Origin of the sequence: Dechloromonas denitrificans (genome assembly GCF_001551835.1) — a bacterium.
In the GTDB taxonomy this organism is placed as follows: domain Bacteria; phylum Pseudomonadota; class Gammaproteobacteria; order Burkholderiales; family Rhodocyclaceae; genus Azonexus; species Azonexus denitrificans.
This window is the reverse complement of the sequence record NZ_LODL01000040.1, coordinates 209,775-229,671: the sequence shown is the minus strand read 5'-3', so window position 1 is coordinate 229,671 and position 19,897 is coordinate 209,775. Positions and strand designations below refer to the sequence as shown.

Here is a 19,897-nt window from a genome sequence, read left to right as displayed (position 1 = left end):
AACGACAAGACCTTGCTGCAGCAGGAACCGGCAAGGCGCGGTAAGCTTAGCGGGTGGTGCCGCCCTCCCCGGTGCGGCCAGCGCAGTCCCGGAGTCACTCGCCGTGAGCACGCCCAGCCTACACATCACCACCTACAACATCCACAAGGGGTTTTCGCAGTTCAACCGCCAGATGATGGTGCATGAACTGCGCGACCGCCTGCGCCACCTCAACCCGGACATCGTCTTCCTGCAGGAAGTGCAGGGCCTCCACCTCGGCCATGCCGAAAACCACGACAACTGGCCGAGTTCACCGCAGCACGAGTTTCTGGCCGAGGATTTCTGGCAGTCGGCCTACGGCCACAACATGATTTACGACCATGGCCACCATGGCAACGCCATCCTGTCGCGCTTTCCGATCCTGCATGCACACAACCAGGACGTCACCCATATGCAGTTCGAAAAGCGCGGCCTGCTGCATTGCCGTATCGAATTACCGGAAGGCCCGGCCGCCCATTGCGTCTGTGTGCACCTGTCGCTATTCGGCCATTCGCGCCGCCGGCAGATGAGCGCCCTGGCCGATTATCTCGACCGCCTGGCCGATCCGGAGGCGCCCCTGATCATTGCCGGCGACTTCAACGACTGGCGCAACCGGGCCGGCGAGCATCTCGCCAAACGCCTCGGCCTGCTTGAAGTGTTCAGCAACAGCAGGGGCGTACCGGTGCGCAGCTTCCCGGCGGCGATGCCGATGTTCCGGCTCGACCGCATTTACGTCCGCGGCTTCCGCGTCGAGCGCACCGAGGTGCACCACGGCCAGCCGTGGTCGAAGATTTCCGATCACGCCGCGCTATCGGCCTATCTCGCCCGGTATGGCCGCTGAATTCCTGCCGGGTAACCGGCTCACCCTGCTCAACTCCGGCCAGGATTACTTCCCGGCCCTGCTCGCCGAGATCGAGGCGGCGCAAAGCGAAATCTATCTCGAAAGCTACATTTTCGCCGACGATGAAGTCGGCCACGCCGTCACCGGCGCGCTGTGCCGGGCTGCCCGGCGCGGCGTTCAAGTCAATGTCACGGTGGACGGCTTCGGCAGCCGCAATTTCAGCAACGAGTTCATGCCGCTGCTCACCGCCGCCGGGGTGCAGGCCATGCAGTACCGCCCGGAAATCGGCCGTTTTCACTTCAAGCGCCATCGCCTGCGCCGCCTGCACCGCAAGCTGGTGGTGATCGACGCCCGCGTCGCCTTTATCGGCGGCATCAACATCATCGACGACAACAATGCGCCGGACGACATGCGGCCGCGCTACGACTACGCCGTCCGCGTCGAAGGCCCGGCCCTGCAGCAGGTGCATCACGCCGTGCGGCGGATCTGGGAAATCGTCGCCTGGGTCAATTTCAAGCGCCGTTTCCGCCACGCCCCGGTCGTCGCCCCCCATTGCGCGCTGGCCGGCGCCCAGACGGCAGCCTTCCTGATTCGCGACAACATCCGCCACCGCAATGACATCCTGCACGCCTACATCGCCGCGATCAACGCGGCGCAGGAGGAAATCCTCATTGCCAACGCCTACTTCCTGCCCGGCGTCCGCTTCGGCCGGGCGCTGCAGGCGGCGGCCCGGCGCGGTGTCAGGATCACCGTCATGCTGCAGGGCAAGACCGACCACCCCCTGCTCCGTTTCGCGACCCAGGCCCTCTATCTGGCGGCGCTGGAAAGCAAGATCCGGATTTTCGAGTACGAAAAGAGCTTCATGCACGCCAAGGTGGCGGTCATCGACGGCGAGTGGGCCACGGTCGGCTCCTCCAACATCGATCCGTTCAGCCTGCTGCTCGCCAAGGAGGCCAACATCGTCGTCCGCGATACCGCCTTTGCCGGCGAATTGCGCCAGAGCATCTACACCGCGATGGCCGACGGCGCCCGCGAAATGCACGCCGAAACCTTCACCCGCCAGCCCATCCACTCCCGCCTGCTACGCTGGCTCAGCTACGGGCTGGTTCGCGCCCTGGTCGGCCTGACCGGATACGGCCCCAAGCACTGGCAGGCCGACGAGGAAACCCCCGGCCTTACGGCAGAGTCGCCAACGGAATAGCCGCTTGCCGCGGAATGGCGGCAAACGACCAGTGGACATGCGCCCAAGCCCAAACTTCGGCAACGCTGGCCCGGGCCAGTTCGGCCGGCACCGCCTGACCGAGAAAACGCAGGGCACCGACCAGTGCCGCTGCCGCCTGCCCGACCTGCAGCGCCGGAGCCAGCGTCTGCTTGGAGAGCTTCTCCCCCGCCGCATTGCTCGCCACCGGCAAATGGGCATAACGCGGCGTCGGCCAGCCCATGCACTGTTGCAGCCAGATCTGGCGCGGCGTTGAAGCGAGCAGATCAGCCCCGCGCACAATGTCGGAAATGCCCTGAAATTGATCGTCGACCGCAACCGCCAACTGGTAGGCGAACAAACCGTCGGCGCGCAACAGCACGAAGTCGCCGACATCGCGTTCCAGTTGCTGCGCGACATGGCCTTGCAGGCGGTCGTCGAAGGCGATTTCAGCGGCCCCGACACGCAGCCGCCAGGCGCGCGCCGAACGCCCCGCCGGCAGACCATGACGACAGGTACCCGGATAGGCCAGACCGCCATCAATCGCCGGCCGGCTGGCCGAGTCGGCAATTTCCTTGCGCGAGCAGGTGCAGCCATAAGCCAGCCCGGTCGCCTGCAGTTGCGCCAGTGCCGCGGCATAGGCCTCGCGGCGCCGGCTCTGCCAGAGGACTGGGCCATCCCATTCGAACCCGAAGGCGGCCAGCGTCGCGATGATGTTTTCGGCAGCTCCCGGCACATTGCGCGGCGTGTCGACATCCTCGATGCGCAGCAGCCACTCGCCGCCCTGCGTGCGCGCATCGAGATAGCTGCCGACTGCGGCGACCAGTGAGCCGAAGTGCAGCGGCCCGGTCGGTGAAGGGGCGAAACGACCGCGATAGACAGGAGACATCGGAAACTTTTCAGGCAGTTAGCACTCTGAGACAGCGAGTGCTAGAATGTATTTGTAATCGTTGAAGGAGAAATCTTACGCTATGACCCAAGCAATGGCGCTTCCCATTCCCTCAGCCGTCGGCAACATCGATGCCTATATCCAGGCCGCGAACCGTTACCCGATGCTTTCCGAGGCGGAAGAGACCCGGCTGGCTCAGCGTTTCCACAATGATGGCGATGTGGAAGCGGCCCGCCAGCTCGTGCTGTCGCATCTCCGTCTGGTCATCTCGATTGCCCGCGGCTATCTCGGCTACGGCCTACCGCACGCCGACCTGATTCAGGAAGGCAACATCGGCCTGATGAAGGCAGTCAAACGCTACGACTCGACGCGCGGCGTGCGCCTCGTTTCGTTCGCGATGCACTGGATCAAGGCCGAAATCCACGAATACATCCTGAAGAACTGGCGCCTGGTCAAAGTGGCGACCACCAAGGCCCAGCGCAAGCTGTTCTTCAACCTGCGCAGCCTGAAGAACGACTACGAAGGCGTCGATACGCTGTCCGGCCCGCAGGCAGCAGAAGTCGCCAGCCGCCTCGGTGTCAAGCCGGAGGAAGTGGTCGAGATGGAAACCCGCCTGACCGGCCGCGACCTGGCGCTGGAAGGCAGCCCGGACGACAGCGACGATGCGTTCGCGCCGATCGACTACTTGGCCGACTCGCGCTACGAGCCGACCCGCGTCATCGAAAACAAGGCGATCGCCCGCCAGCAGGACGAAGGTCTGCACGAAGCACTGTCGGCCCTCGACCCGCGCAGTCGTCGCATCGTCGAGGCCCGCTGGCTGCACGATGGCGAAGCCGCGACCTTGCATGAACTGGCCGCCGAGTTCGATGTTTCAGCCGAGCGTATCCGCCAGATCGAAGTCAAGGCGCTGCAAAAGATGCGCGGCGTACTGCTCGTCGCCGCCTGAGGCCCGAGCGGGCACTCAAAGCAAAGGGGAGCCGCGGCTCCCCTTTTTGTTGCCGGCGCGCCGGGTCAGTTCTTTTTCTTGCCGGCCGGCTTGGCGGCAACGAGGTCGCCCTTGAAGTCGTTATCGACCAGCGGCGGCGCATCGACCTGCGGCACATGGCATTGCACGCAGTTGTGGCGGGCGGCCGAGGCTTCCGGCAGGACCTTGCCGTCACGGTCGCGGAAATGGCTGTCGCCGACCTTCGGCGCATTTTTCTTCTTATAGACATCGGGGCCGTGACAGGACAGGCACTGATTCTCTTCCAGCGTGATTTCGTCGAAATTCTCGACGGCATGCGGAATGACCGGCGGCTGGCTGCTGAAGGTGCGGGCCACCTTGGTTTGTCCGCCGGGCTTGCCGCCAAGGTATTTTTTGGCCTCCGGCGCCTGGTCGACCGCAGGCACATCCGCCCCGCGCATCGGCTTCGGCGCCTCCTGGGCGAAACCGGGCGCAGCCAGCGCCCAACAGGCGGCGGCAGCAAGCACGGCGAATGTCGTCTTCAGCGTTTGTTTCATGATGGGCGCTCCTCCTCTAAAACTGGCTAATCATTTGGTCTCCGGCTGCACCTTGACGAGCGTTGCAGTCGAAGCCGGGTTATTGAAACGCAGACCGTAGGTAAAAACTTCTTTCGAGCAGACATCGATGCAGCGCCCGCAGTTGGTGCACGACGGCGCCAGGATCACCGGTCCGACGCCCTTCCCCTCGCCTTTCAGGGCCGGCCGGATGACCTGCGGCTCCGGACAAACTTCGAAGCAGTCCATGCAATCGTTGCAGGCCGTCCGTAGCGGCGCCGATATGCGCAGCGGACTCCAGCGCCCGACCAGGCTGTAAAAAGCGCCGACCGGGCACAGTCGACCGCACCAGCCACGATTCATCACGAACAGGTCGAGCAGGAAAACGGCAACCACCACGGTCCACGCCGCCCCCATGCCAAAAATCAGGCCCCGGTGCAACATCGACACCGGATTGACCAACTCCCACAGCACGACGCCACTCAACGCCGAGCCAAGCAAGGTCATGCCGAGTATCCAGTAGCGGGTATTCCGCGAAATGCTGCTTGCCCCCTTGATACCCAAGCGGTCGCGCAGCCAGCCGGCGGCATCGGTCACCACATTGACCGGGCAGACCCAGCTGCAATAGACCCGGCCGCCGACCAGCAGGTAGAAGATCAGTGCGATAGCCAAGCCGATCAGTCCCAGTTTCTCCGGCACGTGCCCGGCGAACAGGGCCTGCAGCGCGACATAGGGATCGGTCAGCGGCAGCACGCCGAGCGTATGGCTGTAATTGAGGTTGCCTTTGACGATCCAGAGCCCGGCCAGCGGCCCGAGCAGGAAGAGTCCGAGAATGCCGAACTGCGACAGGCGACGCAGGATCAACCATTTATGGGCACGCAGCCAGCCCTTGCTTTCCACGGCTTCGGCACCGATACGTTTCTTGTGAGCAACCTGGCTCATGGCTTGCCCCCCAGGCCGGGCGGCAAGCTCGGAATGGCCCCTGCCTCGCTGCCCGGCAGACCGCGGGCCGGCGCGGTATGGCCGCTGGCCGGGTCGTAGTGGCCGGGCAGGACGGCGCCGTCCGGCATGCGATCGGGCAGGTCGAGCATTTTCGATTCATCGATCAGCGAACGCCCGGCCTTCTTCTGTTCGTCCCAGCCGACCCGGTAGTGATGACCGAGTTCGCCCTTGGCCAGCTTGGGCGGCAAGACGCGGATGGCGGCCTCTTCCAGGACGCAGGATTTTTCGCACTTGCCGCAGCCGGTGCAATGCTCCGAATGGACGGTCGGCAGGAACATGGCATGACGACCGGTACGCTCGTTGGGCAGCATTTCCAGCGTGATCGCCTTGTCGATCACCGGACAGACGCGATAGCAGACATCGCAGCGCAGGCCGAGGAAATTGAGGCAGGTTTCGTGGTCGATCAGTACGGCGACACCCATCTTCGCCTGATTGATATCGGTCAGCGCGTGATCGAGCGCCTTGGTCGGGCAGGCCTTGACGCAGGGAATGTCCTCGCACATTTCGCACGGAATGTTGCGCGCCGTGAAGAATGGCGTACCGGTGGCGACGGGCGTTTCCGGCTTGGCGAGCTCCAGCGTGTTGTAGGGGCAGTCGCGGACACACAGACCGCAGCGGATGCAGGCGCCGAGGAAATCATCTTCCGGCAGGGCGCCGGGCGGCCGCAAGGCAAGGGCTGGCAGCGCTTTCGCCTGCTTGGCGTAAAAGCCGAGGCCAAGCCCGAGCAGGCCGACGCCGCAGACCATGCGGGCCGAGTCGAAGAGAAACTGGCGGCGTGCGGCGCCGCTCTTGGGTGGAGTGCTGTTCTTTGGGTTCATATCGTGTCGGGGCAGCCGCCGGGTGGGGCTGTCGCCCCACCCTTGTCACGGCACTCCCTGATTGCCTTAATCGTTACGCATGGTTCAGGCCTTGACCACCTTGCAGGCGCATTTCTTGTAGTCCGTCTCTTTCGAGATCGGGCAAGTCGCGTCCAGCGTCAGTTTATTGACCAGTCGGTGTTCGTCGAAAAACGGCACGAAGACCAAGCCGAGCGGCGGCTTGTTGCGGCCCCGGGTTTCCACCCGCAACTGGATTTCGCCGCGCCGGGTCGCTACCTTGACCACGTCGTTGCGAAGCAGGCCGCGTTTCTTGGCATCGTCCGGATGCATATAGATGACGGCATCCGGCATCGCCTTGTAGAGTTCCGGGACGCGACGCGTCATCGAGCCGGTGTGCCAGTGTTCCAGCACGCGGCCGGTACATAGCCAGAGGTCGTATTCGGCATCCGGCATTTCGGCGGCGGGCTGGTAAGGCAATGCAAAAGCGATGGCCTTGCCGTCCGGATAACCGTAGAAACGGACGCCCTCGCCCTTCGGCACATAGGTGTCGTAGCCTTCGCGGAAGCGCCACAGCGTTTCCTTGCCATCGACCACCGGCCAGCGCAGGCCGCGCGCCTTGTGATAGACGTCGAAGTTGGCCAGATCGTGTGCCTTGCCACGACCGAACGAGGCGTATTCCTCGAACAGGCCTTTCTGCACATAGAAGCCGAAGGCCTTGGACTCGTCGTTCATGTAGCCCTTGATGCCGTGGGCGTTGACCTTGGCGACCTCGTCCAGCCCGAACTTGTTGACCTGGCCGTTGGCGAACAGCACGTCGTACATGGTCTTGCCCTTGTACTCCGGGTTCTTGTCGAGCAACTCGGCCGGCCAGACTTCCTCGATCTTGAAGCGCTTGGAGAATTCGAGGTACTGCCAGAGATCGGACTTGCCTTCGCCCGGCGCCTTGACCTGCTGGCGCCACATCTGGCCGCGCCGTTCGGCGTTGCCGTACATGCCTTCCTTCTCCATCCACATGGCGCAAGGCAGGATGAGGTCGGAGGCCATGGCCGAGACGGTCGGGTAGACATCGGAGACGACCACAAAAGCCTTGGGATTGCGCCAGCCCGGGTAGATCTCGTCGTTGACGTTCGGCCCGGCCTGCATGTTATTGGTCGTCGAGGTCCAGTAGAAGCCGAGCTTGCCGTCCTTCAGGGCACGGCTCTGGGCCACGGCGTGCAGGCCGATCCAGTCTGGAATGGTGCCGGCCGGCAGCTTCCAGAGCTTTTCCGACAGTTCGCGGTGCTTGGGATTCATCACCACCATGTCGGCCGGCAGGCGGTGGGCGAAGGTGCCCACTTCGCGCGCCGTGCCGCAGGCCGACGGCTGGCCGGTCAGCGAGAACGGCCCGTTGCCCGGCTCGGAAATCTTGCCGACCAGCAGGTGCACGTTGTAGATCATGTTGTTCACCCAGGTGCCACGGGTGTGCTGGTTGAAGCCCATGGTCCAGTAGGAAACGACCTTGATCTTCGGATCGGCGTAGGCCTTGGCCAGCGCTTCGAGGTTTTCCTTGGGCACGCCGGAAATCTCGTGCGCCTTGTCCAGCGTGTATTCGGACACGAAGGCGGCGAACTCGTCGAAAGTCATCGGCGTCGAGTTGTTCGGGTTGCCTTTCGGCTTGCCTTCCTCACCCGGGTAGCCGTTGTTCATGGCGACCTTTTCCAGCGGGTGATTGGGGCGCAGGCCGTAGCCGATATCGGTCACGCCCTTGGCGAACTTGACGTGTTTTGCCACAAAATCCTTGTTGACCGCGCCAGTCTGGATGATGTGGTTACAGATGTAGTTGAGGATGGCCAGATCGGACTGCGGCTTGAAGATCAGCGTGTTGTCGGCCAGTTCGCAGGAGCGATGGCTGAAGGTGGACAGCACATGGACCTTGACGTGCTTGGCGGTCAGCCGGCGATCGGTGATGCGCGACCAGAGGATCGGGTGCATCTCGGCCATGTTCGAGCCCCACAGCGCGAAGACATCGGCGTGCTCGGCGTCGTCGTAACAGCCCATCGGCTCGTCGATGCCGAAGGTGCGCATGAAGCCGGCGACGGCCGAAGCCATGCAGTGGCGGGCATTGGGATCGAGGTTATTGGTACGAAAGCCGGCCTTCATCAGCTTGGCGGCGGCGTAGCCTTCCCAGACCGTCCACTGGCCGGAACCGAACATCGCGATATTCTTCGGCCCGCCTTCCTTGAGTGCCGCCTTGCACTTCTCTTCCATGATGTCGAAGGCCTGGGTCCAGGTGATCGGCTTGAAGTCGCCATTCTTGTCGTACTTGCCGTCCTTCATGCGCAACATCGGCGTCTGCAGGCGATCCTTGCCATACATGATCTTCGACAGGAAATAGCCCTTGATGCAGTTCAGGCCGCGATTGACCGGCGCCTCCGGGTCGCCCTGGGTGGCGACGACGCGGCCGTCCTTGACGCCAACCAGCACGCCGCAACCGGTGCCGCAGTAGCGACAGACCCCCTTGTCCCAGCGCACGCCGTCATCCTTGCCCGGCGGTGCAGCGACCGCCGGCAGACTGATCCCGGCGACGCTGGCCGCGGCCGCGACTGCATTGCTCTTGATGAAATCACGCCGGGTAAGTTTTAGTTCGACCATCTCACGCCTCCTCGTCTGGATCCGATTCGAAGTGGTGATAGACCAGCGAGGCCGAAAGTACCCCCGGCATCTGGCGAATCACCTCAAAGGTATCGACCGTGGCGCCGTCGGAGGCGGATTCGATGGTGACGATCATCCGTCCATCTTCCACCAGCGCATGGACCTCGACCCCCGCGAGGGCAGCCAGCCGCTCACCAACGCCCGCCGCGTCGGCCGGGGCGACCCCGAGAATGACGCTGGAGATATTGATACCGGTGGCAGCCTTCATGTCCATGCAACGCCCAGTCAGTTTGATGTCAGCCGGGGCAATCTACGCCGATAAGCATTTAACGTTTTTAGCGCAGATCAAGACTTTCAAAAGCCCACAAATTTATTAGGGGCAATCTTGCGCTGGATCAAATTCGCGGCAACGCAGCCTGCGCGTTGGCGGTCGTTCGCTCGGCAATTTCCGGCACCGGGAGGCCGCGCAATTCGGCGAGGACCGCGGCGATGCGCGGCAGCTCGACCGGCGAGTTGCGCCCGCCATTGAGCCAGGCCGGCGCCATGTCCGGCGCATCGGTTTCCAGCACGATGCTGTCGAGCGGCAAGGTGGCGGCCAGCGCCCGGATCCGGGTCGAGCCGGCATAGGTCATGGCGCCGCCGAAGCCCAGCTTGAAACCGAGCTTGATGAATTCGTCCGCCTGCTGCCGGCTGCCGTTGAAGGCGTGGGCGATGCCGCCGGCGACGCGGATGCGGCGCAACTGCTTGAGCACCTGATCGACCGCCCGCCGGACATGCAGGATGACCGGCAAGTCGAAGGCACGGGCCAGCTTCAGTTGTTCGACGAAGAACAACTCCTGGCGCGCCTGATCAATCCCGCCGACGTAGAAATCGAGCCCGATCTCGCCGACCGCGACCGGCTTTTCCATCTCCAGCCAGCGGCGCAGCACCTCCAGGTCGGCGTCCACCGCCTGCATCACGTACAGCGGGTGGATGCCGTAGGCGGCAAAACAGCCGGGATAACGGGCAACGGTGGTTTTCAGCTTTGCGAAGCCGTCGACCGCAACCCCCGGCACGACGATACGCTCGACGCCGGCCGCCAGCGCGGCGGGGTGCACTGCATCGCGATCGGCATCGAACTCGGCCGCATCGAGATGACAGTGGCTGTCGATCAGCATCGCCGGAAAGGAAAGTCCGGCTCCGGCAGGCGGCCGCTGATCAGATCGGCCAGCGCCGCCCCCGAGCCGCAGGCCATGGTCCAGCCCAGCGTGCCATGGCCTGTGTTGAGCCAGAGGTTGCCGTAACGGGTCCGGCCGATGTAGGGCACGTTGGACGGCGTCGCCGGCCGCAAACCGCACCAGAACTCCGGCTCGGACTCGACTTCCAGGCTGGGGAACAACTGATGGACACGCTGTAGCAAGGCCTGGCAACGGACCGGATTGAGGTCGAGGTTATAGCCGTTGAACTCGGCGGTCCCGGCCACCCGCAGGCGATTGCCCAGGCGCGTGAACACCAGTTTGCGCTCGTCGTCGGTCAGGCTGACCGTCGGCGCCAGAGAATTCTCGGCCAGGGTCAGGGTGGCCGAATACCCTTTGGCCGGATAGACCGGCAGGCAGATGCCGAGCGGCTTGACCAGCTGCGGCGAATAGCTGCCGAGGGCGACGACGTAGGCATCGGCGGTCAGCAATTCCGAACCCTGCGGACCACGAACCAGGACGCCGGCAATCTTCCGACCACCGGGAGCGATGCGGTCGACCGTCAAATTGAGGCGAAAATCGACGCCTGCCGCCTGCGCCCGCTCGGCCAGCGCCCGGGTGAACTTGTGGGCATCACCCGACTCGTCGGAAGCCGTGTAGTCGCCGCCAACCAGCAGATGCCGGGCACCGGCCAGAGCCGGCTCGATTTCGAGGCATTTGTCGACGTCGACCGTGTCCCGATCCAGCCCGAACTCGCGCATGAGGCGCGCTGCTTCGATCGCCGCCGCAAACTCCCTGGGCTCGGTATACACATGCAGGATGCCGCGCTGCAGTTGATCGTACTGCAGGTCCAGGTTCTGTCGCAGCTTGCGCAATTGCCGCCGGCTATAGAGCGACAGGGCGACGATAGCAGCCATGTTGTGGCGGGTCGCCCCGGGCAGGCATTCGAACAGGAAGCGCAGCCCCCAGCTCAACTGGGCCGGGTCGGCCCGCCAGCGCCAGAGCAAGGGCGCATCCTCGCGCCCCAGCCACTTCAGCAGGCGCGGCAGAATATGCGGGTTGGCCCACGGTTCGGCATGCGATACGGAGATCTGCCCGCCGTTGGCAAAGCTGGTTTCATTACCGGCCACCGGCTGGCGATCCACCACGGTGACTTCATGCCCGGCCTGGGCCAGATACCACGCACTTGCCGTACCGACGACGCCGGCGCCCAGCACGAGAATCCTCAAGCCTCGCCTCCCCTTTCGCGAACGATGCGGGTCACTTCGGGAATATGGCGCATGCCGCGCATGACGGCCGCCAGGTGGTTGCGGTGGGCGACCTGGATGGTGAAGCGGAGCAGCGTGAACAGGCGTTCCGGGTCGGCATCCATCGAGACGTGTTCGATATTCGAACCGGCTTCGGCGATGGCCGAGGCGACCTGGGCCAGCACGCCGCGCGTATTCTTGACCTCGACCTTGATCCGGATGTCGAACAGCTTGCCCTCTTCCGGCTCCCACTCGACGTCGATCCACTTCTGCGGCTCGGCGGTGCGCGACTTGCGGATGGTCGGGCAGTCATGAGTGTGGATGACCAGACCGCTGCCCTTCTTGATCGAACCGATGATCGGGTCGCCGGGAATCGGCTGGCAACAGCGGGCCAACTGGATGGCCATGCCCTCGGTGCCGTGGATGGCCAGCGCCATGTTGCCCGGGCTGTCGCCGCTCATGTCCTCGCGCGCCAGCAGGCGGCGTGCGACCACCGAGGGCAGGCGCTTGCCGAGGCCGATGTCGGTATATACCTCTTCAATACTCCGCTGGCCGCCCGACTTGACCAGTTGCTCCCAGGCATCGGTCGGGATCGAAATCGGCACCACGCCAAGCGACAGCAGTTCCTGGCGGAGCAGGCGCTCGCCGAGCCGAGCCGACTCTTCGTTCTGCATGGTGCGCAGGAAATGGCGGATTTTGCTTCGCGCCCGGCCGGTCTTGACGTAAGTCAGCCAGATCGGATTCGGGCTGGCCTGCGGCGAGGTGATGATTTCCACCATGTCGCCGTTGCGCAGTTCGGTGCGCAATGGCGACAGATCGTGATTGATGCGTGCGGCAGAACAATGATGGCCGACGTCGGTATGCACCGCGTAGGCGAAATCGACTACCGTCGCGCCGCGCGGCATGGCCATGATCTTGCCCTTCGGCGTGAAGATGTACACCTCGTCCGGGAAGAGGTCGATCTTGACGTTCTCGAAGAACTCGGAGGAATCGCCGCTCTGCATTTCGAGCAGCGACTGCAGCCACTTGTGGGTCTTGATCTGCAGGTCGGCACCGCTCTCTTCGGTGTCCTTATAGAGCCAGTGCGCGGCGACGCCCTCCTGGGCGACGTGGTGCATTTCCTGGCTGCGGATCTGAACTTCGACCGGCGTTCCGTAGGGGCCGATCAGCGTCGTATGCAACGACTGGTAGCCATTCGCCTTGGGGATCGCGATGTAATCCTTGAACTTGCCGGGCACCGGCTTGAACAGGCTGTGCAGCGCGCCGAGCGCCAGGTAACAGGTCGGCACGTTGTCGACGACAACGCGGAAACCGTAGATATCGAGCACCTGCGAGAAGGACAAATGCTTATCCTTCATCTTGCGGAAGGTCGAATAGAGGCTCTTCTCACGCCCGAAGACATCGGCGCGCAGGCCGGCGTGGGCCAGCTTGTCCTTGATACCATCGAGAATCCGGGTCAGCAACTCCTTGCGATTGCCGCGCGCCGCGCGCATGGCGCGGGCCAGCACTTCGGCGCGGTGCGGATGAATCAGCCGAAAGGAGAGGTCCTGCAGTTCGCGGTAGAGCTTGTTCAGACCCAGACGCAGCGCGATCGGCGCGTAGATTTCCAGGGTCTCCGTCGCGATGCGCCGCCGCTTGTCCGGCCGCATTGCCGACATGGTCTGCAGATTGTGCTGACGGTCGGCCAGCTTGATGAGCACGACGCGCAGATCGCGCGCCATCGCCATCAGCATCTTGCGGAAGTTTTCGGCCTGCGCCTCCTGGTAGGAAGCGAATTCCATCTTGTCGAGCTTGGACAGGCCATCCACCAGTTCGGCGACTTCCCGGCCGAAAAGGTCGGCCAGTTCGCGCTTGGTGGTGCCGGTATCTTCCAATACATCATGGAGCAGGGCCGCCATGATGGCATCGGCATCCATCCGCCATTCGACGACGGCGCCGGCGACGGCAAGCGGATGCGTGATGTAGGGTTCACCCGACATGCGCTTCTGATGCGCATGGGCGTGGGCCGAGAAGGCGTATGCCTTCTTGACCAGTGCTACTTGTTCGGGAGAAAGATAGTCGAGACTATCGAGAAAAACCCGGTAGGCGGGTTCTTCAATGGCAGGCGGCGGAGATGACGGTGCTGGCTCCATCAGCTTTCACCGCCCCAGCCTCAGCCTTGGCCGCGATTGAGCACTTCGATGCCGATCTTGCCGGTCCCCAGTTCGCGCAGGGCGATCACGGTCGGCTTGTCCTTGCCCGGATCAACCAGCGGCGTGGCGCCGTTGGCCAGTTGACGGGCGCGATGGGCAGCAGCCAGGGTTGCTTCAAAACGATTGGGAATTCTTTTCAGGCAGTCATCAATAGTAACGCGAGCCATGTAAAACCTCGGAAAATCAGATCATTCGGGCAAAAAGAGCAGAATGTCGCGCACTTTGCGCAGCAAACCGCAGTCGGGAAGCGCGGACTACCGCACAGAGGTCGGTCAGCGCCACTTCCAGTTCGTTGTTAATAATAACATAGTCGAATTCCCCGACATGGCGCATCTCGGCCTGCGCCGCGGCCAGACGACGGGCAATGACGTCGGCCGCATCGGTGCCGCGCCCGGTCAGCCGGCGCTCCAGCTCCTCCATCGAGGGCGGCAAGATAAAGATGCCGATCGCCCCGGGGAACAGCTTGCGCACCTGCTGCGCGCCCTGCCAGTCGATTTCGAGCAGGACATCGTTGCCGGCCGCCAACTGCTCGGCGATCCAGGTTTTCGAAGTACCGTAAAAGTTGCCATGCACCTCGGCCCATTCGAGAAACTCGTGGCGCTCGATCATGGCGCGGAATTCGGCCGCATCGACGAAATGATACTCGCGGCCATCCTGCTCGCCCGGGCGCGGGCTGCGGGTGGTGTGGGAAATGGAGAGATGCACGCCCGCTGCGCTGTCGAGCAGCATGCGCACCAGCGTGGTCTTGCCGGCCCCCGACGGGGCGGCGACAACATAGAGATTTCCGGCCATGCTTTATTCCTGAGTGGTTTGGGTGCCGGCCGCGGTTCGCGGCAGCCAGCGCAGCAGTTTACCGAAAAGGTAGGCCGGGTCGACCGGTTTCGGGATGTGGTCGTTCATGCCGGCTGCCAGGCAGCGCGCACGGTCTTCATCGAAGGCATTGGCGGTCAGCGCCAGAATGGGCGTTGCCGCGTAGGCCGGCAATTGCCGGATGCGCCGGGCCGCCTCGATGCCATCCATCTCCGGCATCAGCAAATCCATCAGGATCAGGTCGTAGTGCGTGGCGGCGACCATCGCCAGCGCCACCGCCCCGTTTTCGGCCAGATCGACCTGCAGGCCAGCCAGTTCGCGCAGCAATTCGAGCGCCACCTCCTGGTTGACGCGGTCGTCCTCGACCAGCAACAGGCGAGCGCCGGCGCATTGCTCGCGGAGGATCGCCTCCGCCCCCTGCGCCACCGTCGAAATCGGCCTTTTTTCAGCGTCGACCGCAGCGGTCTTGCCCAACCGCACCGTCAGCCAGAACGCACTGCCAACGCCCGGCGTACTGTCGACCCCGACACTGCCGCCCATCAGCTCGGCCAGGCGGCGGGTGATCGCCAGGCCCAAACCGGTCCCGCCGAATTTTCGCGTCGTCGTATTGTCGGCCTGCTCGAAGGCACCGAACAGGCGGGGCAAGGCCTCGGCTTCGATACCAATGCCGGTATCCTGGACCTCGAAGCGGGCGAGCAGCGTATCCTGATCCTCTTCAAGAATACTGGCCCGCAAGCTGATGGTCCCCCGCTCGGTAAATTTGATGGCATTGCTCAGGTAGTTGAGCAGCGCCTGTGCCAGACGCGTCCGGTCGCCAACCAGCACCGGCGGCAAGGCGGAAAGCGCCAGCCGGAATGACAAGCCCTTGGCCTCGGCCCGTTCGCCATGCAGCGCCACCATTCCCTCGACCAGATCGAGCATCCGGAATGGCGCCGACTCCAGTTGCAGCTTGCCCGATTCGATTTTTGAAATATCAAGTACGTCATTGAGGATGGACAGCAGATGCTCGGCCGAATGGGCGATTTTCTTCAGCCGCTCCTGCTGCCCCGGCACCGTGACTTCGCGCAGCAGCAGGTTGGTGAAACCGATGATGGCATTCATCGGCGTCCTGATTTCGTGGCTCATGTTGGCCAGGAAGGTACTTTTCGAACGACTGGCCGCCTCGGCCGAGCTCTTCGCCCCTTCCAGTTCGACCGTCCGCTCGCGCACCAGATCCTCGAGATGGCGGCGGTAACGGGCCAGTTCATCGGCATTGCTCTTTTCCTCGCTGACATCGGCAATCAGCGCCACCATGCCGACCAGCCGGTCGTGCTCGTCGCGCAATTGCCGGCCGCAGAGAAAACCCCAGAACACCGAACCGTCGGTCCGCTGATACTCGCGCTCGAGGCGAACGAAGGGAATTTCGCCCTTGACCACTTGCTGCATGCGCTGCTCGGCCGCGGCGCGCTGCGAGCCATGAACGAAGTCGAGATAGGCACGGCCGATCAACTGCGGCAAGGGACAGAGCAGCATCGTTGCCATCCGCTCATTGGCGTGTGTGATCCGCCCGGCCGCATCGAGCAGGAAAATTGCGCCATCGGTCGTATCGAAAATGGTCCGCAGCATGCGCTCGCGCCCAGCCAGGCGACTCGCGTAGCGGTGCAGCAGGCTGACGCCAAGCGCACTGAGCAGGATGAAGGCCAGCAACAGGGTCAGTGTCGCCCACAGCTGGCCCAGCCAGGGCGCCCGGTAGTCCTCCTTGGCGACGCCGACATTGACGTAGAACCGATAGGCCGGATTGAAACGATAGGCATGCAGACGCTGCACGCCGTCGATTGCCGTTTCGCCCGAAACATAGCTCCCCTGCTGCGGACTCTCCAGCAGGGCCCGGCGGTAATCCTCGGAAACCTGGGTCGCCCCGTAATTGGCGACATCCAGGCGCTTCGGTAAGCGGACCACGACGCCGAGGTCGGCATCGCGCCAAGAGACCGAACCCTGCGGACCGAGTTGCAGCGACGAAAGCTGCTTTTCGAAATATTCCAGACTCAGACTGGCATAGGCGACACCGGCAAAGGCCCCCTGGCCATCGACCAGGCGGCGGGCGAGGACGATGGCCCATTTGCCGCTGATCCGGCCAACCATCGGTTTGGAAACGACCACGCCGGCCGCCGGATTGTCACGCAACTGCTGGAAGTATTCGCGATCGGCCACCTGCGCCCCACCCGCCGTCAGGCCCTGCGCATCTGAAATGCGCAGCACCTGCATCGATGGCTGCCGGTCGCGCAGACGGGCCAGGAAATCATCCATTTCCGCCGGATCGAAGGCGCCGCCGACCAGCCGGCGTTCGTATTCATCGACAACCGAGCGGAGCAGCAGATCGACCTTTTCCAGTGAGGCGGCGATATCGCGCTCGAGGACCTGGGAAAGATTGTCCGCCGCCAGACGGGCCCGCGCCTCATGATGCTCCAGACTGTTTTTCAGATAAGCGCCGGCCACACCGAGGGCACAGAGGACGACCACCAGCCAGCCGGCAAACAGCCGGAAGGCCAGCGTGCGCGGCGATACCGCAGAATCGTTTGAATCTTCAGTCGTCATGCCGCCCCCCCCCTGAACGATCAGGTCCCAGTCGGATTACCGGGCAGACTTAGCCGGTACCGATAGTGCAGTCTAACGCAAAACGAGGTGCCGGAAGATGCCGAGAGAATCAACCATCCGGCATGAGCTGCCGGGCGCATTTGGTAAGGCGGCAAAGGCGACGGCGCAAGTTTGCGCCAATCGCCGGCACGAACAGTTATTCCAGATTCTGAATTTGTTCGCGCATCTGTTCGATCAGCAGCTTCAGTTCCATCGAGGCCTGCGAAACCTCGGTAACCGCCGATTTCGAACCGAGGGTATTGGCTTCGCGGTTCAGTTCCTGCATCAGGAAATCAAGGCGCTTGCCGCAGGCGCCGCCGTGTTTCAGCACACGCTCGACTTCATCGAGGTGGGCGTTCAGGCGGGTCAGTTCCTCGGCGACATCGATCCGCGTCGCGAACACCGCGACTTCCTGCAGGATGCGGTCGTCGCTGGCGTTGCCGAGGGCCTCCTGCAAACGCTGACGCAGCTTGTCGGTGAATAACGCCTGCGCTTCCGGAATGCGTGGCGCAACGCGGGCGACCACGGCACGGATGGCATTGACGCGGTCGACGATCATGGCGGCCAGTTTTTCGCCTTCACGCGCCCGGCTGGCGGTGAACTCGTCCAGCACCTCGCGGGCCAGGGCCATGACCTGCGGACCGAGGGCAGCAAAGTCGATCGACTGGTCGCCGAACATGCCCGGCCAGCGCAGCACATCGTTGACCGAAAGCGGGCGGGCTTCCGGCATTTCGTCCCGAACGCGCTGATTGAGCACTTTCAGGCTGCCCAGCAACTCGCCGTTCAGCTCAAGCTGATCGCCCCGGGCCGAACCGGCATTGAAGGAAAGGCGACATTCCACCTTGCCGCGCGACAGGCGGGCGGCCAGCAGTTCGCGCAGCGGCATTTCCAGCGCGCGCAACTCTTCGCTGACGCGAAAATGAAAATCGAGGTAGCGCGAATTGACGCTTTTAAGTTCAAGTTGCAGGGTTCCGCGTTCGATATCACGCGTTTTGACTGCATAACCGGTCATACTACAAATCATTATCGGGGAGTCTCCAGCTTTACAGGCCGGACAACACGCCCGAAAATGCCTGAAATTGCATCATAACCGCGAGATCCATGGCGCAACAAGCCAATCAGCCCTTACCAAACGGCCACCCGCTCGAAGAGTACACAATCGACCGCCAGCTTTCGCTCGGCGGCTTTTCTATTGTGTATCTGGCGACCGATGCCGCCGGCACCCAGGTCGCGATCAAGGAATACCTGCCGAACAGCCTGGCCTTGCGCGTCAATGGCTCGACCCGGCCGGTAATCACGAGCGAACACCAGGGCGCCTTTCGCTACGGCATGAAGTGTTTTTTCGAGGAAGGCCGGGCGCTGGCCAAGCTGTCTCACCCGAACGTCATCCGCGTGCTGAATTTTTTCCGCGCCAACGACACTGTCTACATGGTGATGGAGTACGAGCACGGCCGGACGCTGCAGGAGTTCATCCAGAAGCACCAGGGCCATATTTCCGAACGCTTCATCCGCGGCGTTTTCACCCGCATGCTGAACGGTCTGCGCGAGGTGCATTCGCACAAGCTGCTGCACCTCGACCTGAAGCCCTCGAATATTTACCTGCGCTCGGACAACACGCCGGTGCTGATCGACTTCGGCGCCGCCCGGCAAACCCTGGCCACCGACCAGCCGATCCTCAAGCCGATGTACACGCCGGGCTTTGCCTCGCCGGAACACTACGGCACGCGCAAGGATCTCGGGCCGTGGAGCGACATCTACAGCGTCGGCGCCTCGATGTACGCCTGCCTGGCCGGCAACGCGCCGCAGGCGGCCGATGACCGCCTGAAGAAGGACACCCTGACGCCGGCCATGATGCGCTGGGACGGTCAATTCTCCGACCGCCTGCTGGAAATCATCGACTGGTGCCTCAACTTGAACCATCTTTATCGGCCGCAAAGCGTTTTTGCCTTGCAGAAAGCGCTGGTCGAAACCGTCACGCCGCCCACCCCCAAAGCCAATCAGCACTGGCTGGGGCGTTTTGTCGACAAAATCAGGAAACCGAATAAATGAGATTCACCATTTATCAGGACAGCCGCATCGGCGGCCGGGCCAACAACGAGGACCGGACGACCTATTGCTACTCGCGCGATGCGCTGCTGATGGTGGTCGCCGACGGCATGGGCGGGCATCACTATGGCGAAATCGCGGCGCAGATCGCCGTGCAGACGCTGGCCGACGCCTTTCAACGCGAGGCCAAGCCGGAGATCGCCGACCCCTTCCGCTTCCTGCAGAAGGGCATGTCCAATGCGCACCACGCCATCCTCGACTACACGACGCGCCACAAGCTGAAGGACACGCCGCGGACGACCTGCGTCGCCTGCATCGTCCAGGACAATGTCGCCTACTGGGCCCATGCCGGCGATTCCCGCCTGTTCCTGATGCGCGGCGGCAAGGTCATCGCCCAGACCCGTGACCACTCGCGCATCCGCCTGCTGATCGAGGAAGGGCTGATCACCGAAGCGCAGGCCGTCAATCACCCGGACCGCAACAAGATCTACAGTTGCCTGGGCAGCCCGACGCCGCCAGAAATCGAATTCTCGCGCAAGACACCACTCGAACATGGCGACATCCTGCTGCTGTGCAGCGACGGCCTGTGGGGCGTCACCACCGGCGAGTTGATGGCCGTCGCCCTGAAGGGCGCCAACCTGCTGCAAGGCGTCCCCAACCTGCTGTCGCAAGCCGAGATCAAGGGCGGCGTGCATGGCGACAACCTGTCGGTGGTTGCCGTGCGCTGGGAAGAAAGCTATGTCGAAGAAGCGAGCAGCGCCATCTCGACGCAAAGCATGGCGCATGGCGAAGTGACCACCCGCCTCGAAGAGTTCGGCCGCAATCCGGCCTACAAGAGCGATCTCTCCGACGACGAAATTGAAAAGGCGATTGAGGAAATCCGCAGCGCCATCGACAAGTACAACCCGAAAAAGTGAGGA

Annotated in this window: 18 protein-coding genes; 5 read left to right on the top strand and 13 right to left on the bottom strand. The window is 63.3% G+C overall.

The window, feature by feature from the left end; all coding sequences use genetic code 11:
- Nucleotides 1–103: 103 nt before the first annotated feature.
- Both AT959_RS19780 and clsB read left to right on the top strand, forming a co-directional pair.
- On the top strand, nt 104–859 hold the full coding sequence (locus AT959_RS19780) for an endonuclease/exonuclease/phosphatase family protein (protein WP_083518522.1): 756 nt from the start codon (nt 104–106) through the stop codon (nt 857–859).
- Nucleotides 849–2,060 carry a cardiolipin synthase ClsB gene (gene clsB / locus AT959_RS19775; RefSeq protein WP_066887302.1) on the top strand — a complete coding sequence of 404 codons (1,212 nt, stop codon included), beginning with the start codon at nt 849–851 and terminating at the stop codon, nt 2,058–2,060. Before AT959_RS19780 ends, clsB begins: the two co-directional genes overlap by 11 nt.
- Here clsB and gluQRS read toward each other — a convergent pair.
- Nucleotides 2,035–2,946, bottom strand: coding sequence for a tRNA glutamyl-Q(34) synthetase GluQRS (gene gluQRS, locus AT959_RS19770; RefSeq protein WP_066887298.1), 912 nt, complete (start codon nt 2,944–2,946; stop codon nt 2,035–2,037). The two genes, clsB and gluQRS, sit on opposite strands and share 26 nt — an antisense overlap.
- Before the next feature lie 82 nt (nt 2,947–3,028).
- Between gluQRS and rpoH the strand changes: the two genes are divergently transcribed.
- A complete protein-coding gene (gene rpoH / locus AT959_RS19765; RefSeq protein ID WP_066887296.1) occupies nt 3,029–3,892 on the top strand; it encodes an RNA polymerase sigma factor RpoH in 864 nt (287 codons plus the stop codon).
- A 65-nt stretch (nt 3,893–3,957) separates the two neighbouring features.
- Here the strand turns inward: rpoH and AT959_RS19760 are convergent, their stop codons facing one another.
- The 12 genes from AT959_RS19760 to AT959_RS19705 all read right to left on the bottom strand — a co-directional run bounded on the left by AT959_RS19760 (nt 3,958) and on the right by AT959_RS19705 (nt 17,955).
- Nucleotides 3,958–4,446: a nitrate reductase cytochrome c-type subunit gene (locus AT959_RS19760; protein WP_066887292.1), complete on the bottom strand. Its 489-nt coding sequence runs from the start codon at nt 4,444–4,446 to the stop codon at nt 3,958–3,960.
- Nucleotides 4,447–4,476: 30 nt separating this feature from the next.
- Complete coding sequence (gene napH, locus AT959_RS19755) at nt 4,477–5,385, bottom strand: quinol dehydrogenase ferredoxin subunit NapH (RefSeq protein WP_066887288.1); 909 nt, start codon at nt 5,383–5,385, stop codon at nt 4,477–4,479.
- Nucleotides 5,382–6,263, bottom strand: a complete 882-nt coding sequence (napG, locus tag AT959_RS19750) for a ferredoxin-type protein NapG (RefSeq protein WP_066887285.1) — start codon at nt 6,261–6,263, stop codon at nt 5,382–5,384. Before napG ends, napH begins: the two co-directional genes overlap by 4 nt.
- 84 nt (nt 6,264–6,347) lie before the next feature.
- Nucleotides 6,348–8,894: a nitrate reductase catalytic subunit NapA gene (gene napA, locus AT959_RS19745; RefSeq protein ID WP_066887282.1), complete on the bottom strand. Its 2,547-nt coding sequence runs from the start codon at nt 8,892–8,894 to the stop codon at nt 6,348–6,350.
- Nucleotide 8,895: 1 nt separating this feature from the next.
- Nucleotides 8,896–9,168, bottom strand: coding sequence for a chaperone NapD (locus AT959_RS19740; RefSeq protein ID WP_240481898.1), 273 nt, complete (start codon nt 9,166–9,168; stop codon nt 8,896–8,898).
- Between the two features lie 121 nt (nt 9,169–9,289).
- Complete coding sequence (locus AT959_RS19735; protein ID WP_066887279.1) at nt 9,290–10,051, bottom strand: TatD family hydrolase; 762 nt, start codon at nt 10,049–10,051, stop codon at nt 9,290–9,292.
- Nucleotides 10,045–11,298 (bottom strand): D-amino acid dehydrogenase, encoded by a 1,254-nt coding sequence (locus AT959_RS19730; RefSeq protein ID WP_066887276.1) that lies wholly within the window; start codon nt 11,296–11,298, stop codon nt 10,045–10,047. The genes AT959_RS19735 and AT959_RS19730 overlap by 7 nt, the downstream gene beginning before the upstream one ends.
- Nucleotides 11,295–13,448: a RelA/SpoT family protein gene (locus tag AT959_RS19725; protein ID WP_066887273.1), complete on the bottom strand. Its 2,154-nt coding sequence runs from the start codon at nt 13,446–13,448 to the stop codon at nt 11,295–11,297. Before AT959_RS19725 ends, AT959_RS19730 begins: the two co-directional genes overlap by 4 nt.
- 20 nt (nt 13,449–13,468) lie before the next feature.
- Nucleotides 13,469–13,675 carry a DNA-directed RNA polymerase subunit omega gene (gene rpoZ / locus AT959_RS19720; protein ID WP_066887269.1) on the bottom strand — a complete coding sequence of 69 codons (207 nt, stop codon included), beginning with the start codon at nt 13,673–13,675 and terminating at the stop codon, nt 13,469–13,471.
- 16 nt (nt 13,676–13,691) lie between these two features.
- Nucleotides 13,692–14,300, bottom strand: a complete 609-nt coding sequence (gmk, locus tag AT959_RS19715; protein ID WP_066887266.1) for a guanylate kinase — start codon at nt 14,298–14,300, stop codon at nt 13,692–13,694.
- A 3-nt stretch (nt 14,301–14,303) separates the two neighbouring features.
- Nucleotides 14,304–16,892: an ATP-binding protein gene (locus AT959_RS19710; protein WP_066887263.1), complete on the bottom strand. Its 2,589-nt coding sequence runs from the start codon at nt 16,890–16,892 to the stop codon at nt 14,304–14,306.
- A 196-nt stretch (nt 16,893–17,088) separates the two neighbouring features.
- On the bottom strand, nt 17,089–17,955 hold the full coding sequence (locus AT959_RS19705) for a YicC/YloC family endoribonuclease (protein WP_066887260.1): 867 nt from the start codon (nt 17,953–17,955) through the stop codon (nt 17,089–17,091).
- A 77-nt stretch (nt 17,956–18,032) separates the two neighbouring features.
- On the opposite strand from AT959_RS19705, the gene AT959_RS19700 reads away from it, so the two are divergent.
- Both AT959_RS19700 and AT959_RS19695 read left to right on the top strand, forming a co-directional pair.
- On the top strand, nt 18,033–18,980 hold the full coding sequence (locus AT959_RS19700) for a serine/threonine protein kinase (protein ID WP_066887258.1): 948 nt from the start codon (nt 18,033–18,035) through the stop codon (nt 18,978–18,980).
- Nucleotides 18,977–19,894, top strand: coding sequence for a PP2C family protein-serine/threonine phosphatase (locus AT959_RS19695; RefSeq protein WP_066887255.1), 918 nt, complete (start codon nt 18,977–18,979; stop codon nt 19,892–19,894). Before AT959_RS19700 ends, AT959_RS19695 begins: the two co-directional genes overlap by 4 nt.
- Nucleotides 19,895–19,897: the final 3 nt, after the last annotated feature.